The following is a 16,338-nucleotide window of genomic DNA, read 5'->3' as shown; positions in this document are numbered from 1 at the left end:
GGTAGCCCCCCATGGAATCGGATGCGGGCCGCGGACAAGATTGAAATATGAACTCACACCCAGACCCTGCCGCCGATGGCGGCAGCGGCGAAGCGGGCACGCCGCAGGAACCGCCGGCCCCACGCGGGTCCGCGAATTCCGGGTCCGCGAATTCCGGTTCCACCCTGTCCGGCTCCCCGGCTTCCGGCTCCGCGGACGCCAACCGAGGCGGTCCGGCCCCGGCGAACGACGGCGGCACCGGCGAAAGCGCGGACGCCACCGCGGGTGCCGCCCCACATGGCGCCCCGGGCGGCCCGCATGCCGGCTACCACCTGCCGCCGCAGGCAGGGACCGCCGGTTACCAGGTTCCCCCGCAGACGGGCTCCGGACAGCGCAGCTTCTTCGAATGGGTCCGCAGCCTCGGCCTGGTGCGTGGACCGGACCGGTGGGTCGGCGGTGTCGCCAGCGGTGTTGCCCACCGCTGGGACATCGATCCGATCCTGGTCCGCGGCCTGTTCGTGCTGCTGTTCTTCCTGGGCGGCATCGGCGTACTGCTCTACGGCGTCGCCTGGGCGCTGCTGCCTGAACCGGACGGCCGCATCCATGTCCAGGAAGCGGGTCGGGGTGTCTGGACGGCCGGCATGACCGGGGCGCTCGTGGTCACGATCATCGGCCTGTTCAATCCGGCCTTCAGCGTCTTTGGCTACGACGGGAACCCATTCGGTGGATTCCTCTGGGCGGTCCTGTGGATCGGTCTGGTGGTCGGCTTCGTCATGTGGCTGGTCAACCGCAACAGGAACGACGCCGGTTCCCCGCGCAGGCAATATTCCGCACCGAATGGAGAACACATGAAGCAGCAGCCGCCCGGGGCGCCCGTGCCGGGCCCGGTCCCCGGTCCCGAACACGGCCCCGGACATCCCGGCATGCACCGGTCCGAAGCGGCGACGCAGCCGATCTACCCGTCCCAGCAGGCCGGTTCCTATCCGCCGCGCCCCTCTGCGCCAGGCACCTATCCCCCGGGCCCATACTCCCCAGGGCCCATGCCGCCGGGTTCCGTGCCTCCGGGTTCCTTCCCTCCCGGCGGGCAGCGGTCCGCAGCGGCCCCGCGGCCGGCACGGCCGATCAAATACACACCGGGCCCCACCGGTGCGCAGGTCGCACTGATCACCGGCAGCGCGCTGCTGGTCGGCGCGGGTCTGATGGCACTCCACGTCGGAAACGTGCTGTCGCTGGGCGGGTTCCCCATCGCCGTCGCACTCGCGGCAGCCATGGTGGTCTTGGGAATCGGCATCGTCATCCTGGGCGCCCGCGGCCGCGGTGCAGGCATCATCAGCTTCTTCGCCGTCGCAGCGGTGGTCATGTCCGTCCTTTACGGCGCGGGCGTCGCCACCGTCAACAGCGTCATGGCCAACAGCACGACCTGGCGGCCCAGCATTACCGATCCGGCCAGCGAAGGCTATACCGTAGCGGCCGGCCGCGGCACTCTCGACCTGAGGTACCTCGGCCAGGCCGAGCCCACGGGACGGACCGTGGTCCCGGTGCAGGTAGCGGCCGGGAACATGACCATCGTGGTCCCGGACAACGTCCCGGTCGAAGTCCGGTCCCAGCTGGCCTTCAGCTCTGTCGAAGCCGTCGGGCTGGACGGAGCCGCCGACCAGGATTTCGGGCCCGAGCAGCGCCGGAACTTCACCCTGAATGACGATGGCTCCGGCAACCGCATTGTCCTGGACATCCGCGGGGCCTTCAGCTCCGTCACCATCACAACCGACATCAGCGAGGTGGAATGATGTCCACTGAATCCAGCAATAAGCCAAGTAATAAGCCGCACAACAAGCACGACGGCGAGCGCACCACGGAACTGCCTGCCCCGCCTGCCGCCCCGCTGCTGGAAGCCGAGCGCGGAACACGCGTCGGGACTATTGTGTGGGGACTGGTGATTGCCGTGATCGGCGTCCTGATCCTGGCCGCACAGCTGGCGGACATCACCTTCGACCTGGGGTATGTCTTCCTGGGGCTGCTGCTCGGCTCGGGACTGGCCCTGGTCATCGGCGGCCTGGTCGCCGCCACCCGGAAAAACTCCAAAAAGTAACCATCTGCGAAGAAAGTGGCTTCAAACATGGACAAGTTCTTCAACACGCTGCGTTCCTTCCCCATCAAGCGGGGGCCCGAACGATGGGTGGGCGGAGTCTGCGGCGGCATCGCGGCAAAGTTCGGCTGGGACGTCACGATTGTCCGCATCGCAACCCTGCTGCTGTTCCTGCTGCCGTCCGTGGGCATCGGGACCTACCTGGTGGCGTGGCTGCTGCTGCCGAAGTATGACGGCACCATCGCCCTGGAAAAGCTGATCAGCTCCGCCCGCTCCCGCCGCTAGCGGCCATCCGTTGGCATCGTCCGCCCCGGCCCTTTGGCCGGGGGCGGACGCGGTTCTGGGCAGCCTGTTGTCCTCCGGCCGGTGGACACCGGATTCAGTCTTCCGCACCTGCCGCCGGTTCCCGGTCGCACGGAACACTGGAACCATGCCAAACAGCGCCCCGGATACCGGACCCACAGCCGAATACGTCATCAGCGTCGACCGCCTCACCAAGAGCTACGCCAAACCCAAGGGCGGCACCTTCCTGGCCGTCGACGGGCTCTCCTTCAGCGTCCGGCGGGGTGAAACCTATGCGCTGCTCGGTCCCAACGGCGCCGGCAAGAGCACGACGATCGAAGTCCTCGAGGGGCACCGGAGGGCCACCAGCGGAACGGTCTCCGTCCTCGGCTGCAACCCCCACAAGGCACCGCCCGCGTTCAGGGCACGGATCGGCGTCGTACTCCAGGAAGCCACCGACGCCGGCGAGCTGAAACTCGCCGAATCCCTCCGGAACCTTGCCGCCCTGTACCCGCGGCCGCGACGCGTCGATGAGGTGATTGCCGCCGTCGGACTGGAGCACAAGGCAGGTGCGCGGATTTCCTCGCTCTCCGGCGGCCAGCGGCGGCGCGTCGATGTGGCGATGGGGCTGATCGGCAGCCCGGAGCTGCTTTTCCTCGATGAGCCGACCACCGGCTTCGACCCGGAGGCGCGCCGGCATTTCTGGGAACTGATCCGCGGCCTCGGCAAGGACGGCACCACGATCCTGCTCACCACCCACTATCTGGAGGAAGCGGAGGCGCTGGCGGACCGCCTGGGCGTGATCGCGGGCGGTTCCCTGATCGCGGAGGGGACCCCGGCGGGCCTCGGCGGGCCGGAACTGCGCGTCCCCCGCGTGCGCTGGCGCGACGGCGGCAACTGGCATGAGGAGACGACGGCGGACCCCGCCGCGCTGGTCCACCGCCTCAGCCGCGGCGGAACCGTAGAACCGGCAGGGCTCGAGGTCCGGCGCCCCAACCTGGAGAGCGTCTACCTGCAGCTGCTCGATGCCCACGCCGCAGCTGCCGCCGGCGCTGCTCAAGATGGCACCGCTGAAGGTGCAGGATCCCGCGAAGCCGCGCCCCTCGAGGAGGCCGTGAAATGAACACCTCAACCCGGCAGACACAGCCGACGGCGGAGCACTGGCGTCCTAATACGCTGGCCCTTGGCCTCAACCGGACCGTGGTCGACATCAGGATCTTCAACCGGGATCCGCTGTCCCTGGTTCTGACCTTGTTCTTCCCGGTCATCATGATGGGGCTGTTCGGCAGCGTCTTCGGCACTGAGCCGTCCTTTGGGGCGGGACCCGACGGGGCGGGCGGGATCACCCCGGCCCACTACTACCTGCCGGGCATGCTGGCCCTGGGAACCATCCTCAGCGGCTTCCAGAACCTGAGCAACTACGTCGCGGCGGAACGGTTCAACGGAGCCATCAAGCGCCTGGCCGGCACGCCGCTGCCCGTGCTCTCCTATTTCCTGGGCAAGACCGGACAGACGCTCTACGTCATCGGCGCCCAGTCCATCCTGCTGCTGCTGGCGGCCAGGTTCCTCTTCGACGTGCCCCTGCCGGAAACGGCCGAACAGTGGTTCACCGCCGGCTGGCTGATCCTGCTGGGCACGGCGGCCTGGTCCGCCATCGGCATCGCCTTCGCCTCCCTTCCGCGTACCGCCCAGAGCGCCTCGGCGCTCGCCGTGATCCCGGTGCTGCTGTTGTCCTTCACGTCCGGAGTCTACTTTCCCTTCAGCCAGCTGCCGGAGTGGCTGCAGAACCTGTCCAACCTGTTTCCGCTGCGGTGGACCGCCAGCGGGCTGCGTTCGGTCTTCCTGCCGGAGGAGTTCGCCGCCGCGGAACCGGCCGGTGTGTGGAACGTCGGCCTCAGCGCGGCTGTGCTCCTGGCCTGGCTGGCGGTGGGGCTGCTGGCAGCGCGGCTTACCTTCAAATGGCCGCCCGGAAAATAGAGTTGCAGCCATGACGCACGGAATCGCTGCCGCCCGGAGGGACCGGAAACACCGGACGGCCGGGACGGACCATCTGCTCCCGGACCATTCTGTCTGGGCCCGCACCATGCACTGGTGGCACATCGCGTTCTATGCCGCGCTGGCCGTCCTGGTGCTGTTCATCCTCACCGTCGATTCCGACCAGACCACGGACTTCCGGCTCTTCGGTGCCCTGGCAGTGCTGGGGGCAGCCTATCCGTTCCTCACCCGCCGGCAGGACATGGGCACGTGGCGCCCCAGGTTCTATCTGGGCATCCTGGTGGCAGTCATTACCTTCCTGGCCTTCACCTCCAATGCCGGGCTGATGGTCCTCTTCATCGCGTTCCCACAGATCTGGATGTTTTCGCAGGACCGGCGGCTGGGCCTGCTGCTCACCGGACTTGTCTGCGTCCTGATAGCTGCCGGACAGATCACCATGCGCGGCGGACTGAACGGCGCTTCTGTGGCCTCATCCTTGGTCCAGTCCAGCATCTCCTTCATCGCCAGCACGGCCCTGGGCCTGTGGATCTACAGGATCATTGAACAGAGCGAGGAACGTGCCGAACTGCTGGCCAGACTGGACGCGGCCCAGTCCGAGCTGGCCTCCGCCCACAAGGCTCAGGGCGCGCTGATGGAACGCGAACGGATCGCCCGGGAAATCCACGACACCCTGGCCCAGGGCTTCACCTCGATCGTGATGCTCACCGAAGCGGCCCAGGCCCAGCTGCGCAAGGATCCGGGCGCCTCCGTAGCGGACCGGCTGGAAGCCATCCAGTCCACCGCCCGGGACAACCTGCATGAGGCCCGGGCGCTGATTGCAGCGTCGGGGCCAGCGCCGCTGCAGGGCGGCAACCTGCTCGGGGCGCTGCACCGCCTGCGGTCCGCCTTTCCCGCCGGCGGCCGGACGGCGTTGGCACTGGAGCTGCCCCGGGTGTTGCCGCCGCTCACACCCATCCAGCAGGTTGCCGTGCTGCGCACGGCGCAGGAGGCACTGACGAATGTCCGCCGCCATGCGCAGGCGGCAACGGCCAGGCTGGCGCTGGCCCAGGATTCCGGCGTCCTGTCCCTCACCGTGGACGACGACGGCGTCGGCTTCGACCCGGACTCGCCGCGGGAAGGGTTCGGGCTGCGGTCCATGGCCGCGCGGATCGCGGAGATCGGCGGCAGCATGCAGGTCGATTCCGCCCCGGGACGCGGAACTCAGGTGTCCGTGTCCGTTCCCGTCGATCCGGAAGGAGCTTGAGGTGGACGCTGAACCAATCCGCGTCGTCATTGCGGACGACCATCCCGTAGTCCGTGCCGGCCTCGCCGGCCTGCTGGCCACGGAGGATGGCATTGTGGTCGTCGGCGAAGCGGGCGACGGCGCCGCGGCGCTGGCCGCCGTCGTCGAACATTCCCCCGATGTGGTGCTGATGGACCTGCGCATGCCGGGCATGGACGGCGCGGACGCCACGGCCCAGCTGCGCGCATCCCACCCGGCCGCGAAGGTCCTGGTCCTGACAACCTACGACGGCGACACGGACATCATGCGCGCGGTGGAGGCCGGCGCCGTCGGCTATCTGCTCAAGGACACGCCCGGAGAGACCATTATCGACGCGGTGTTCGCAGCGGCCCGCGGGGAAACGGTACTGGCGCCGCCGATCGCCGCCAAACTGATCTCCCGCATGCGGCAGCCGGAGCTGCCGGCGCTGTCGCCCCGGGAGATCGAGGTGCTCCGTTCCGTTGCCCAGGGCCTGAGCAATCCGGAGATCGCAGCACGCCTGTTCATCGCGGATACCACGGTCAAGACCCACCTGCTGCGGATCTTCGGCAAGCTCGACGTCGACGACCGGACTCGGGCCGTCGTGGTGGCCATGCAGCGGGGTATCTTATGAGCGGTGCGATACCTGCCGCTAGACTCGGAGAGGGCCCAATGGGGTGCCCTTCCTGTTTCGGTACCTTGGAGGATTTGGGCCTTTATGAAAATCGGCATTCTCACCAGCGGCGGCGACTGTCCCGGGCTTAACGCCGTCATCCGCGGCGCAGTGCTCAAAGGCGTCAAGGTCCACGATCTTGAGTTCGTTGGTTACCGCGACGGCTGGCGGGGTGTTGTCGAAGGCGATGTCATGGAACTCGACCGGCAGGCCGTGCGTGGCATCTCCAAGCAGGGCGGCACGATCCTGGGCACGTCCCGGACCAATCCGTTCGAGAACGGCGGCGGACCGGAAGCGATCCAGAAGATCATGAAGCATCTGGGCATCGACTCCATCATCGCCATCGGCGGCGAGGGAACGCTGGCGGCCGCCAAGCGGCTGACCAATGAGGGCATCAAGATCGTCGGCGTCCCGAAGACGATCGACAACGACCTCAACGCCACGGACTACACCTTCGGCTTCGACACCGCCGTCCAGATCGCCACCGAGGCGATCGACCGGCTCCGCACCACCGGCGAATCCCATCACCGCTGCATGGTGGCCGAAGTCATGGGCCGGAATGTCGGCTGGATCGCCCTCCACGCCGGCATGGCCTCCGGCGCCCATGCCATCCTGATTCCGGAACAGCAGGTCAGCATGGACCAGATCGCTGAATGGGTCACGGAGGCGCGCGACCGCGGCCGCGCCCCGCTGGTTGTGGTGGCCGAGGGCTTTGTGCCCGAGGGGCAGCAGATCGCACATTCGGAGCGCGGCCTGGACACGTTCGGCCGTCCCCGCCTGGGCGGCATCGGCGAACTGCTGGCGCCGGAGATCGAGGCCCGGACCGGGATCGAGACCCGCGCAACCGTGCTGGGGCACATCCAGCGCGGCGGAGTGCCCAGCGCCTTCGACCGGGTCCTGGCCACCCGTCTGGGCATGGCCGCCGTCGACTCCGTCGTCGAGGAACGCTGGGGCACCATGGTCTCGCTGCACGGAACCCATATCGAGCACCGCACTCTGGAGAGCGCCCTGGGCAACCTGAAGACGGTTCCGCAGGACCGGTACGACGAAGCAGCCATCCTCTTTGGCTGAAAGCCGCGCTGCTCTGGCCAGCCATTTCCGCCGGACTGTAGCGTGTTTGCTATGACGCTGGATCCAGGTACCACCGCGATCGTTCAGCTTGCATGGTCCCGGCGGCTGGGCCTGCCGGACGGCGCCCTGGCTGCGGCCGCCGGTGCCGGGGACCGCCTGCTCCGCACCGATGAAGAGGCCTCCAAACTCAGCTTTGTCCGGCTTTTCGGAACCTCTGTCCTGGCCGGGCCGTCGTGGGCCCTGGACGCCGCCGGGGACCTGACGGATGAGGAACTGGCCGAGCACCGGACGCTGCTGAACCTGTGCCGCGGACACGGGGGGCGCGGACTGGGCGCCGCCGCGCTCTACTTCACCGACGACTTCCTGGACGTGGTTCCGTCCCGGAGCACGGTGGTGTCCTTTGACAGCAAGCACAGCCTCAAGCTCGAGGAGCTGTGTCCGCCCGACGACGTAGCGGAGGTCGGCCTCTCCGGCCTCGACCGGCAGTTCGTGCTGCTGAAGGAGGAGGACCAGCTGCCGCTGGCCGGTGCCGGCTTCGAGATCTGGGAAGGGATACTGGCGCACATGGGCGTCCTGACCGCCCCCGCTGTGCGGCGCAAGGGGCTGGCCAGCTATATCGCGGCCATCGCCCTGGAGGAGGCGCTGAGCGAGGGCCTGGTCCCGCAGTGGCGCGCGGACGTCGGCAACCTCGCCGCCCGCCGTACGGCCGAAACCCTCGGCTTCATCGAATGCGGCAGCCAGACCTCCGTGCTCCTGGGCCAGTAGCGGCCTGCGGCAGCAGCAGCTCCGGCGGCCACCGGGGCCTGCGGAATCCTAGTGCGGGCCGCGCAGGAAGCCGGTCCGGCGCCCCACCACCTGGCCGGCGTCCGGCGCAACGATGACCTCCTGCGCCGCGGCGTACAGCTCACCGTCGTCGTCGACCGTCAGGTCGGCGGCGGGATCAACCGACCGCTTGATGACCGCCAGTGCCACCGGACCCATCTCATAGTGCTGGGCCACGGATGTCACCGCACCCACCCTGCGCTCGCCGAGAACGACGGCGGCGCCGGCCTTGGGCAGCGTGTGCTGGGAACCGTCCAGTTGCAGGAAGACCACCCGCCGCGGCGGATGGCCCAGGTTGTGGACCCGGGCAATCGTTTCCTGGCCCTTGTAGCAGCCCTTGGCCAAATGGACGGCGGTGCGGATCAGGTCCAGTTCATGCGGGATCGTCTTGTCATCGGTTTCCGCCCCGAACCTCGGGCGCCAGGCCGCGATGCGAAGGGCCTCTGCGGCCCACACCCCGGCCAGCACGGTCCCGTCTGCCTCCAGGGCCGCCACCGCGGTTTCCAGTTCCGACGCGGGCAGCAGGTACTCATGCCAGGGGCGGTCGAGTCCGGGATGGGCGTCTTCCGCCACTGGGGTGTAGGCGTAGCCGCCCGTGCCCACGTGCGGCCACGGATCGGTCCAGACCGGCCGGCCGGTCCAGGCCCCGATGGGCCGCACCGATCCGACCACCGCCCAGTCGGCGGAGACATCCGCCACCTCGACGCGGAGCATGAACTTCATCCTGGTCAGCCAGTCGGCCAGGCCAGCGGCCTCGGCCGCCTCGACGATCAGCCAGGTGGCCGTGCCGTCGTCGATCACCTGCGCATCGTATTCAATCCGGCCCTGGACGGTCAGCAGCAGGGTTTCAGTGCTCTGGCCGGGTTCCAGGCCCAGCAGCAGCTGCGAAGACAGGGTATTGAGCCAGCTCAGGCGATCCGGTCCGGCCACGGTGACCACGCCCAGGTGGGACAGGTCGACGACTGCGCCCGCCATGGCCAGGGCGCGCTGCTCACGCAGCGGCTCCCCGTAGTGGGCAGCAACGCCCGCATCCATGCCGGTGGCTTCGACGGCGCCGGGGCGCGAAAGCAGGGGGCTCTTGTAGGTCATATCGGGTGAACGCTCCTTCGGGCCGGTACTATTCCGCCTGCCGGGCGGAGACCTTCTTCAGGATCGCGGAGGCATGCGCTTCCAGCGCCCCGCCTGGGGTGGCGACGTCCCAGCGCCAGTACAGGTCCCCCTGGACCAGGCCGAAAATGCGGGTCGCGGCGGAGTATTCCTTGGAATGGACACCGCGCATCACCACGTCGGTGGAGAGCTGGATCTGCGGACCCTTGATCTGCCCGTAGTACAGCTCGGCGATTCCGCCCGGATGGACCACCGTGGCCGTGATGTCGAACCCGCCGTCCGCATTGCGCAACTGCTCCACTTCATCCGCGGACTTCAGTGCGGGCACGATGTCCGCGGGAACCAGGCCCGGCCCAACATCGGCGTCAACCAGCTTTCGGTCCAGCGCCCAGAAGCCGGTTTCGACGGAGAGGGGACGCAGCTTTGTGCCCTCCTCATCCGTGAGCCAGCTCTCCGCGCTGTACCGCAGGAAGGGCAGTCCGTTCTGGCTGAAGGACATGGACTGGAAGAAGTATTCCGAGTCCGCGTGCCCCTCGCCCAGGCGTCCGTTGCCCTCCCACGTCCCCAGCAGCCATGACAGCGGCACGAGTTCGGGTGTCAGGTCAGTCGGAATCTCAATAGGCATGAGGCGGACCGTTTCTGAAGGGTCGGTTACTTCTGGCCCTTGAACAAGCGTCCAACAACCAAGGCGGCAACTCCAGCCATGGCCAAGCCGGCAATAACAATCAGGACAATGAAGAAGATTTCAAGAGCTACAAGCGACATGGCTTCATCCTAACCCGAGGTTCCGCCTAAAACTGACTTTGCCGCGCGCACGTAACGCTAGGCCAGCAGCAGCTTGTCGATGAAGTACACCAGCGAGCCGATGGCCAGCACCGGTGCTCCCGCCAGCGACAGCGCTGCCAGCCAGTTTCCCGGCCCCTTGCCGGCCAGGATCAGGCGGCGGAAGGACGCCAGCACCGCCGCAGCGGCGGCGGCAACCGCGGCGGCCACCGCCGGAGGGACGCCCGCGAACAGCGCGGCGGCCAGCGCTCCTGCGAGTGCGGCCATGACGACGGCCAGAGGCGCCACAATGCGGTCCGGCCAGGGGATCTCGCAGACCGCCAGCGCCACGAGCATGGTCAGTCCGGTGACCAGCATTATCCCCGGCTTGGCCGTACTGGCCGCCAGCCGGTCGGCGGCGACCCAGCCCGATCCCATGCCTGCCAGCAGGACGCCGGTGGCGGCACCGAGGGTGGATTCCAGCCGGTGGCTCTGACCGGTTCCGCGCAGCAGCTGCACGACGAAGACCGCAGCTACGCCGAGCGCGACGGCGGTGGGAAGCCACATCAGGAGGCTGCCGGCGGGAGCAAGCAGGGCAGCAGCCACGGCGGCCAGACCGCTCAGCGCAATAACGGTTGAGAGCGTCTTCCTGGCCGGCACCTCCAGCAGGTGCGGCCAGCCGGCAGCCACCATCACGGTGACCAGCCCCACAACTGTTACCAGCACGTTCAGGGACAGATACGATGCCGCGACGATACCGGAAATTGCCAGCGCAGCGACAGCCGCCATGCTCCAGGTTTTCACCCTGCCATCCTGCCCTACCGGCGGGTTTTTGTGTGAACCGGACCAATTTACGGGGCGCAGCCGGGGGCACCTAGGTATAATTCGACCATTCATCTGCGGGGAGCACGGTCCAGGTGCCGGTGTGCATGGGGACGTGCTGTACCCCGCGGATCCGCCCACCGCTGTGCGCAATTCAATCCCTTGGAGGACACATGCCGCACATTCTGCTGTTGACCAATAGCACCGGGCCGTCCATGGAGGTCCTGCCTGCCCTGGAGCTGCTGAACCACAAGGTCCACATCCTGCCGGCCGAGCCGACGGCGCTGCTGGACACCGATCCCTGCGACGTCATTCTGGTGGATGCGCGCAAGGACCTGGTAGGGACCCGCTCGCTGACCCAGCTGCTGCGCACCACGGGGCTGAGCACGCCGCTGATCCTGGTGCTGACCGAGGGCGGGATGGCTGCGGTCTCGGCGAACTGGCAGGCGGACGACGTCGTCCTTGACACTGCCGGCCCCGCGGAAGTTGAAGCCAGGCTGCGCCTGGTCATGGCTCGGGCCAGCACGGCCGAAGCGGAAAGCAGCACCGAAATCCATGCGGCCGGCGTCGTCATCGATGAGGCGAGCTATACGGCGCGGGTGGGCGGAACCCCGCTGAACCTCACTTACAAGGAATTCGAGCTGCTCAAGTACCTCGCGCAGCATCCGGGCCGGGTCTTTACCCGCGACCAGCTGCTGCACGAAGTCTGGGGCTACGACTACTTCGGCGGCACCCGCACCGTCGATGTCCACGTCCGGCGCCTGCGCGCCAAGCTGGGACCCGACCACGAAGGCCTGATCGGCACCGTCCGCAATGTCGGCTACCGTTTTACCCTGACCCGCGTCCCGGAGGACCAGAGCAACGGCATCGGCGCGGAGACCTGACCGGGCCGCCCTGCTGCCGGCACCGGCGCCTCAGCAGGGGGACGGATACCTTAAACACTGCAGGACCCGCCGTCTATCGGGTCCTGCAGTGTTTAAGGAGTCTGTGGAGGACATACGGGTCGAACGTATCGCGGGCACCCCACTGGTGCATCCCCCTCGCGCTGCCGCCGGCAACCGGCGCAACAACGAGAAATGACTATACCCAAGGAAATCCGGCGGCCCAAATCGAACGGCCCGCGGCACCCCTCCCTTTCACCGCACGGCCGGGATACCCTGACTCCATGAACGCAACGCAATCGGTCAACTGGCCCGTCCTGACGATCCATGGCACGCCCGATCCCGACACCCTGGCGGACATCACCGCCCTGGTCGCCGCTGCGGAGGAGGATGACGGAAACCCGCCGCTGTCGGAGCAGACGCTGGTCAACCTGCGCTCCTCCGAGACCGACACCGATGCGCTGCTGCTGTTCGCCACCTACGCCCCGGAAGACAAGTCCGATCCGTCCACGGCGCAGGCGCTGGCGGGCATCGCCGTCGTCAGCCTGCCGCGCCCGGCGGACCAGGACGCCTCGGCCGTTGCCGAACTGGTGGTCCACCCGCTGTACCGCACCGAGGGCGTGGGAACCAGCCTGGCGCAGGCGCTCACCACCAGCGCGGCCGTGCCGCCGCTCAAGGTGTGGTCGCACGGAAACCATGAGGCCGCCGTCGCACTGGCCGCGAAATTCGGCTACGAACCGGTGCGTGAACTGTGGCGGATGCGGCTGACCCGGCCCGCACCGGAACTGCAGGCGGAAACGCTGGAGGCGCAGGCGCCGTCCTTCACGCTGCCCGACGGCGTCATCCTGCGCCCGTTCGTGCCCGGACAGGATGAAGAGGCCTGGCTGAAGGCCAACGCCGAGGCCTTTGCCCACCACCCGGAGCAGGGCGCCATGACGCTGGCCGACCTGCAGGCCCGGACCGCCGAACCGTGGTTCGACCCGGCCGGCTTCCTGCTCGCCGTCCGGCAGGACAACGACGCCCTGCTGGGTTTCCACTGGACCAAGATCCATCCCGCCGGTGTCAATGCCCGGCACGGCAAGCACCCGGCCATCGGCGAAGTCTATGTCGTCGGAGTCACCCCGGCGGCCCAGGGCATGGGCCTGGGGAAGGCTCTGACCATTGCCGGAATCGAATACCTGCACAAGGCCGGCCTCCAGGCGATCATGCTGTACGTCGACGCCGACAACGAGGCCGCCGTCGCACTGTACCGGAAGCTCGGGTTCACCATCTGGGACGTCGACGTGATGTACGCGCCGGTGTCCGGCTCGGCGGGCTAGTAAAGTGGTGCCGGGCGGATTTCAGGACGCGTCCGCCTGCCACACCCCCGGCCCGGCACCGCAGCCCTGAGACTTTTGCCATCGCCTCTAGCACCACAGGAGACTCCATGGAACCCGATACCGTTGCTCCATCCCCAGCACGATTCGGCTCGGAAGCAGCACCTGCCCGGGCCACCCAGGACCGCATCGACATTCCGGAGTTCGCCCCGACCCTGCTGCCTGAGGGCGATTTCAGCCTGGACCGCTTCCTGGACCGGGAACTGAGCTGGCTCGCGTTCAACGCCCGGGTGCTGGAACTGGCGGAGGATCCCGAGCTGTACCTGCTGGAGCGGGTCAACTTCCTGTCCATTTTCGCCTCCAACCTTGACGAGTTCTTCATGGTCCGCGTAGCCGGCCTCAAGCGCCGCATCGCCGCCGGCCTGGCCGTGCCGTCGGCTGCCGGCCTCAGCCCCGTGGAGCAGCTGGAGCAGCTCCGCGAATCCGCAGAAGCCCTGCAGCAGCGCCACTCGCGCGTCTTCACCGAGATCATCCGTCCGGCACTGGCCGAGGAAGGCATCATTCTGACCTCCTGGGACGAGCTGGACGAACCGGCGCGGGACAACCTGACGGCGCTGTTCGAGGAAAAAGTCTTCCCGATCCTCACCCCGCTGGCCGTCGATCCGGCGCACCCGTTCCCGTACATCTCCGGGCTCTCCCTGAACCTGGCCGTCGTCGTCCGCAACCCGGTGAGCCAGAAGGAACTCTTTGCCCGGCTCAAGGTCCCGGACCAGCTGCCGCGCCTCATCTCCGTGGACGGCCCGCGCGCCGGCACTGTGCCGGGCCGCAAGGCGCGGTTCATCTCCCTGGAGGAAGTCATCGCCGTCCACCTGGACCGGCTCTTCCCCGGTATGGAGGTGCTGGAGCACCATGTCTTCCGCGTGACCCGTAACGAGGACCTGGAGGTCGAAGAAGACGACGCCGAGAACCTCCTGCAAGCCCTGGAGAAGGAACTGCTGCGCCGCCGCTTCGGCCCGCCCGTCCGGCTGGAAATCACCACAGACATGAACCCGAGCGTCCGCTCGCTGCTGGCCCGGGAACTGGGCGTGGAGGATGCAGAGATCTTCGCCCTCCCGGCGCCGCTGGATCTGCGCGCGCTGAGCGTCATCGCCGGCATCGACCGGACGGACCTGCACTACCCCAAGCAGGTGCCGCACACCAGCCGGTACCTGAAGGAAAACGAGACCTCCAAGCCGGCCAATGTCTTTGCCGCCATGCGGCGCCGCGACATCCTGCTGCACCACCCCTACGATTCCTTCTCCACCTCCGTGCAGGCGTTCCTGGAGCAGGCCGCGGCGGATCCGCGGGTGCAGGCGATCAAGCAGACCCTGTACCGCACCTCGGGTGATTCCCCTATCGTGGATGCGCTGATCGATGCCGCCGAAGCCGGCAAGCAGGTCCTGGCCCTGGTGGAGATCAAGGCGCGCTTCGACGAGCAGGCCAACATCACCTGGGCGCGCAAGCTGGAACAGGCCGGCGTGCACGTGGTGTACGGCATCGTGGGCCTGAAGACCCACTGTAAGCTCTCCCTGGTGGTCCGCCAGGAAACCGACGGACTGCGTCGTTACTGCCACGTCGGCACTGGAAACTACCATCCCCGTACGGCCCGCTACTACGAGGACCTGGGCCTGCTGACCGCCAACGAACAGGTCGGCGAGGACCTGTCCAAGCTCTTCAACCAACTTTCCGGCTATGCACCCAAGTCCACCTTCAAGCGGCTACTGGTGGCTCCGCGGTCAGTGCGGTCGGGACTGATCGACCGAATCGAGAAGGAGATCGCCAACCGCAAGGCCGGGCTCGCCGCACGGGTGGTGATCAAGGTCAACTCGATGGTCGATGAAGCAATCATCGATGCCCTCTACCGTGCATCGCAGGCCGGGGTGCGGGTGGACATCATCGTCCGCGGCATCTGCGCGCTGCGCCCCGGCGTCCCCGGACTCAGCGACAACATTACGGTCCGGTCGATCCTGGGCCGGTTCCTGGAGCACTCGCGGGTATTCGCCTTCGCCAACGGCGGCCGCCCCGCGGTCTTCATCGGCTCGGCCGACATGATGCATCGCAATCTGGACCGGCGCGTCGAGGCGCTGGTGCAGCTGGCCGCCGAGGACGACATCGCCGACCTGCTGGCCCTGCTGGACCGGTACGTGGATTCGGGAACGGCCAGCTGGCACCTGGACAACCAGGGCGAATGGACCCGGCACCATCTGGACGAGGCCGGTACTCCGCTCAGCGATGTGCAGTCGTGGCTGCTGGCATCGCGCTCGCGGCAGCGAGCCATGGCCCGCCGCTAATGCCCGCAGTATCAGTAACCGGATCCGGGATCGGGGATCCGGCTGTTGCCGTTGTGGCCGCCGGCGCCCTGTGCTGGCGGATCAACCAGGGAAAACTGGAAGTCCTGCTCATCCACCGCCCCCGCTACCAGGACTGGTCCTGGCCCAAGGGCAAACTCGACGACGGCGAAACCCCACCCGAGGCCGCAGTCCGCGAAGTGCAGGAAGAAGTAGGGCTCGATATCCGGCTGGGCATCCCCCTGCCCTCCATCCGCTACCAGGTCTCCGCCGGCCTCAAGGCCGTCCACTACTGGGCGGCCAAGGTGGACAGGGCTACCCCGGTCGCCGACGGCGAGGAAGTCGACAAGCTGCTGTGGTGCCCGCCGGACCGCGCGTTCGAACTGCTCACCAATCCCTCCGATGAAGAACCGCTGGAGGCGCTGCTGACCGCCTACCACCGCGGGGATCTGGACACCTGGCCCCTGCTGGTCGTCCGTCATGCCAAGGCGAAACCGCGTTCTTCCTGGACCCGCGCGGAGGGGGAACGCACGCTGGCGGCCACCGGCCGGCGGCAGGCGCTCGCCATCCAGCGACTGCTGATGGCATGGCAGCCGGACCGGGTGATCTCCAGCCCCTGGACCCGCTGCATCCAGACCATCACGCCCTATGTCAAAATCCGGAAACTGAAGATCAAGCGCTGCGAGGCCATCACCGAGGCGAGCCACCACCGCAAGCCGAAGAAGGCAGCAGCGTTCCTGGAAAGCCTCTTCGACAAGCGGAAACCGGTAGTGGTGTGCACGCACCGCCCGGTCCTGCCCACGGTCATCAAGGAAATGTCCAGGCACATGCAGGACAGCATGAGCGACAGGTTCCCGAAATCGGATCCGTACCTATCGCCCGGGGAGGTCTGGATCATGCAGGTCAGCTGCATGCACCACGGCCGGATCGTGTCCCTGGAGCAGTACAAACCGTTGGACCGCTGAGGGCCGGGCT

General features: G+C 67.7%; 16 protein-coding genes. 13 read left to right on the top strand and 3 right to left on the bottom strand.

Features of this window, described 5'->3' with window-relative positions; all coding sequences use genetic code 11:
- Positions 1 to 47 precede the first annotated feature (47 nt).
- The 9 genes from AC5RWU_RS05505 (at position 48) to AC5RWU_RS05465 (ending at position 8,091) form a co-directional block, all read left to right on the top strand.
- Positions 48 to 1,766 carry a PspC domain-containing protein gene (locus tag AC5RWU_RS05505; protein WP_494030085.1) on the top strand — a complete coding sequence of 573 codons (1,719 nt, stop codon included), beginning with the start codon at positions 48 to 50 and terminating at the stop codon, positions 1,764 to 1,766.
- Entirely contained in the window at positions 1,763 to 2,068 is a 306-nt protein-coding gene (locus AC5RWU_RS05500) for a hypothetical protein (protein ID WP_494030084.1), read from the top strand. The genes AC5RWU_RS05505 and AC5RWU_RS05500 overlap by 4 nt, the downstream gene beginning before the upstream one ends.
- A gap of 27 nt (positions 2,069 to 2,095) precedes the next feature.
- On the top strand, positions 2,096 to 2,350 hold the full coding sequence (locus AC5RWU_RS05495) for a PspC domain-containing protein (protein WP_494030196.1): 255 nt from the start codon (positions 2,096 to 2,098) through the stop codon (positions 2,348 to 2,350).
- Positions 2,351 to 2,495: 145 nt separating this feature from the next.
- Positions 2,496 to 3,470, top strand: coding sequence for an ABC transporter ATP-binding protein (locus AC5RWU_RS05490; RefSeq protein WP_494030083.1), 975 nt, complete (start codon positions 2,496 to 2,498; stop codon positions 3,468 to 3,470).
- The gene (locus tag AC5RWU_RS05485; RefSeq protein ID WP_494030082.1) at positions 3,467 to 4,324 is read left to right on the top strand and encodes an ABC transporter permease; all 858 of its coding nucleotides are present in this window, start codon (positions 3,467 to 3,469) and stop codon (positions 4,322 to 4,324) included. The genes AC5RWU_RS05490 and AC5RWU_RS05485 overlap by 4 nt, the downstream gene beginning before the upstream one ends.
- 10 nt (positions 4,325 to 4,334) lie before the next feature.
- The gene (locus AC5RWU_RS05480) at positions 4,335 to 5,585 is read left to right on the top strand and encodes a sensor histidine kinase (RefSeq protein ID WP_494030081.1); all 1,251 of its coding nucleotides are present in this window, start codon (positions 4,335 to 4,337) and stop codon (positions 5,583 to 5,585) included.
- Position 5,586: 1 nt separating this feature from the next.
- Entirely contained in the window at positions 5,587 to 6,216 is a 630-nt protein-coding gene (locus AC5RWU_RS05475) for a response regulator (RefSeq protein ID WP_494030080.1), read from the top strand.
- An 84-nt stretch (positions 6,217 to 6,300) separates the two neighbouring features.
- Positions 6,301 to 7,326 carry a 6-phosphofructokinase gene (locus AC5RWU_RS05470; protein ID WP_494030079.1) on the top strand — a complete coding sequence of 342 codons (1,026 nt, stop codon included), beginning with the start codon at positions 6,301 to 6,303 and terminating at the stop codon, positions 7,324 to 7,326.
- Between the two features lie 51 nt (positions 7,327 to 7,377).
- Positions 7,378 to 8,091 (top strand): GNAT family N-acetyltransferase, encoded by a 714-nt coding sequence (locus AC5RWU_RS05465; RefSeq protein WP_494030078.1) that lies wholly within the window; start codon positions 7,378 to 7,380, stop codon positions 8,089 to 8,091.
- A 48-nt stretch (positions 8,092 to 8,139) separates the two neighbouring features.
- On the opposite strand, the gene ygfZ is transcribed toward AC5RWU_RS05465, so the two are convergent.
- The 3 genes from ygfZ to AC5RWU_RS05450 form a co-directional block, all read right to left on the bottom strand.
- On the bottom strand, positions 8,140 to 9,237 hold the full coding sequence (gene ygfZ, locus AC5RWU_RS05460; RefSeq protein ID WP_494030077.1) for a CAF17-like 4Fe-4S cluster assembly/insertion protein YgfZ: 1,098 nt from the start codon (positions 9,235 to 9,237) through the stop codon (positions 8,140 to 8,142).
- A 28-nt stretch (positions 9,238 to 9,265) separates the two neighbouring features.
- On the bottom strand, positions 9,266 to 9,880 hold the full coding sequence (locus AC5RWU_RS05455) for a heme-binding beta-barrel domain-containing protein (RefSeq protein ID WP_494030076.1): 615 nt from the start codon (positions 9,878 to 9,880) through the stop codon (positions 9,266 to 9,268).
- Positions 9,881 to 10,077: 197 nt separating this feature from the next.
- Positions 10,078 to 10,821: a hypothetical protein gene (locus AC5RWU_RS05450; RefSeq protein WP_494030075.1), complete on the bottom strand. Its 744-nt coding sequence runs from the start codon at positions 10,819 to 10,821 to the stop codon at positions 10,078 to 10,080.
- A 191-nt stretch (positions 10,822 to 11,012) separates the two neighbouring features.
- Here AC5RWU_RS05450 and AC5RWU_RS05445 point away from each other — a divergent pair, with 191 nt between their 5' ends.
- From AC5RWU_RS05445 to AC5RWU_RS05430, 4 genes are all read left to right on the top strand, one after another.
- On the top strand, positions 11,013 to 11,723 hold the full coding sequence (locus AC5RWU_RS05445; protein ID WP_494030074.1) for a winged helix-turn-helix transcriptional regulator: 711 nt from the start codon (positions 11,013 to 11,015) through the stop codon (positions 11,721 to 11,723).
- Positions 11,724 to 12,004: 281 nt separating this feature from the next.
- The gene (gene mshD, locus AC5RWU_RS05440) at positions 12,005 to 13,039 is read left to right on the top strand and encodes a mycothiol synthase (protein WP_494030073.1); all 1,035 of its coding nucleotides are present in this window, start codon (positions 12,005 to 12,007) and stop codon (positions 13,037 to 13,039) included.
- Positions 13,040 to 13,146: 107 nt separating this feature from the next.
- Positions 13,147 to 15,366, top strand: coding sequence for an RNA degradosome polyphosphate kinase (locus AC5RWU_RS05435; protein ID WP_494030072.1), 2,220 nt, complete (start codon positions 13,147 to 13,149; stop codon positions 15,364 to 15,366).
- The gene (locus tag AC5RWU_RS05430) at positions 15,366 to 16,328 is read left to right on the top strand and encodes an NUDIX hydrolase (RefSeq protein ID WP_494030071.1); all 963 of its coding nucleotides are present in this window, start codon (positions 15,366 to 15,368) and stop codon (positions 16,326 to 16,328) included. Before AC5RWU_RS05435 ends, AC5RWU_RS05430 begins: the two co-directional genes overlap by 1 nt.
- The last annotated feature ends 10 nt before the right edge of the window (positions 16,329 to 16,338 follow it).

Source organism: Arthrobacter sp. B0427-1-12 (assembly GCF_059092905.1).
This window is presented reverse-complemented; position numbering and strand designations above follow the sequence as displayed.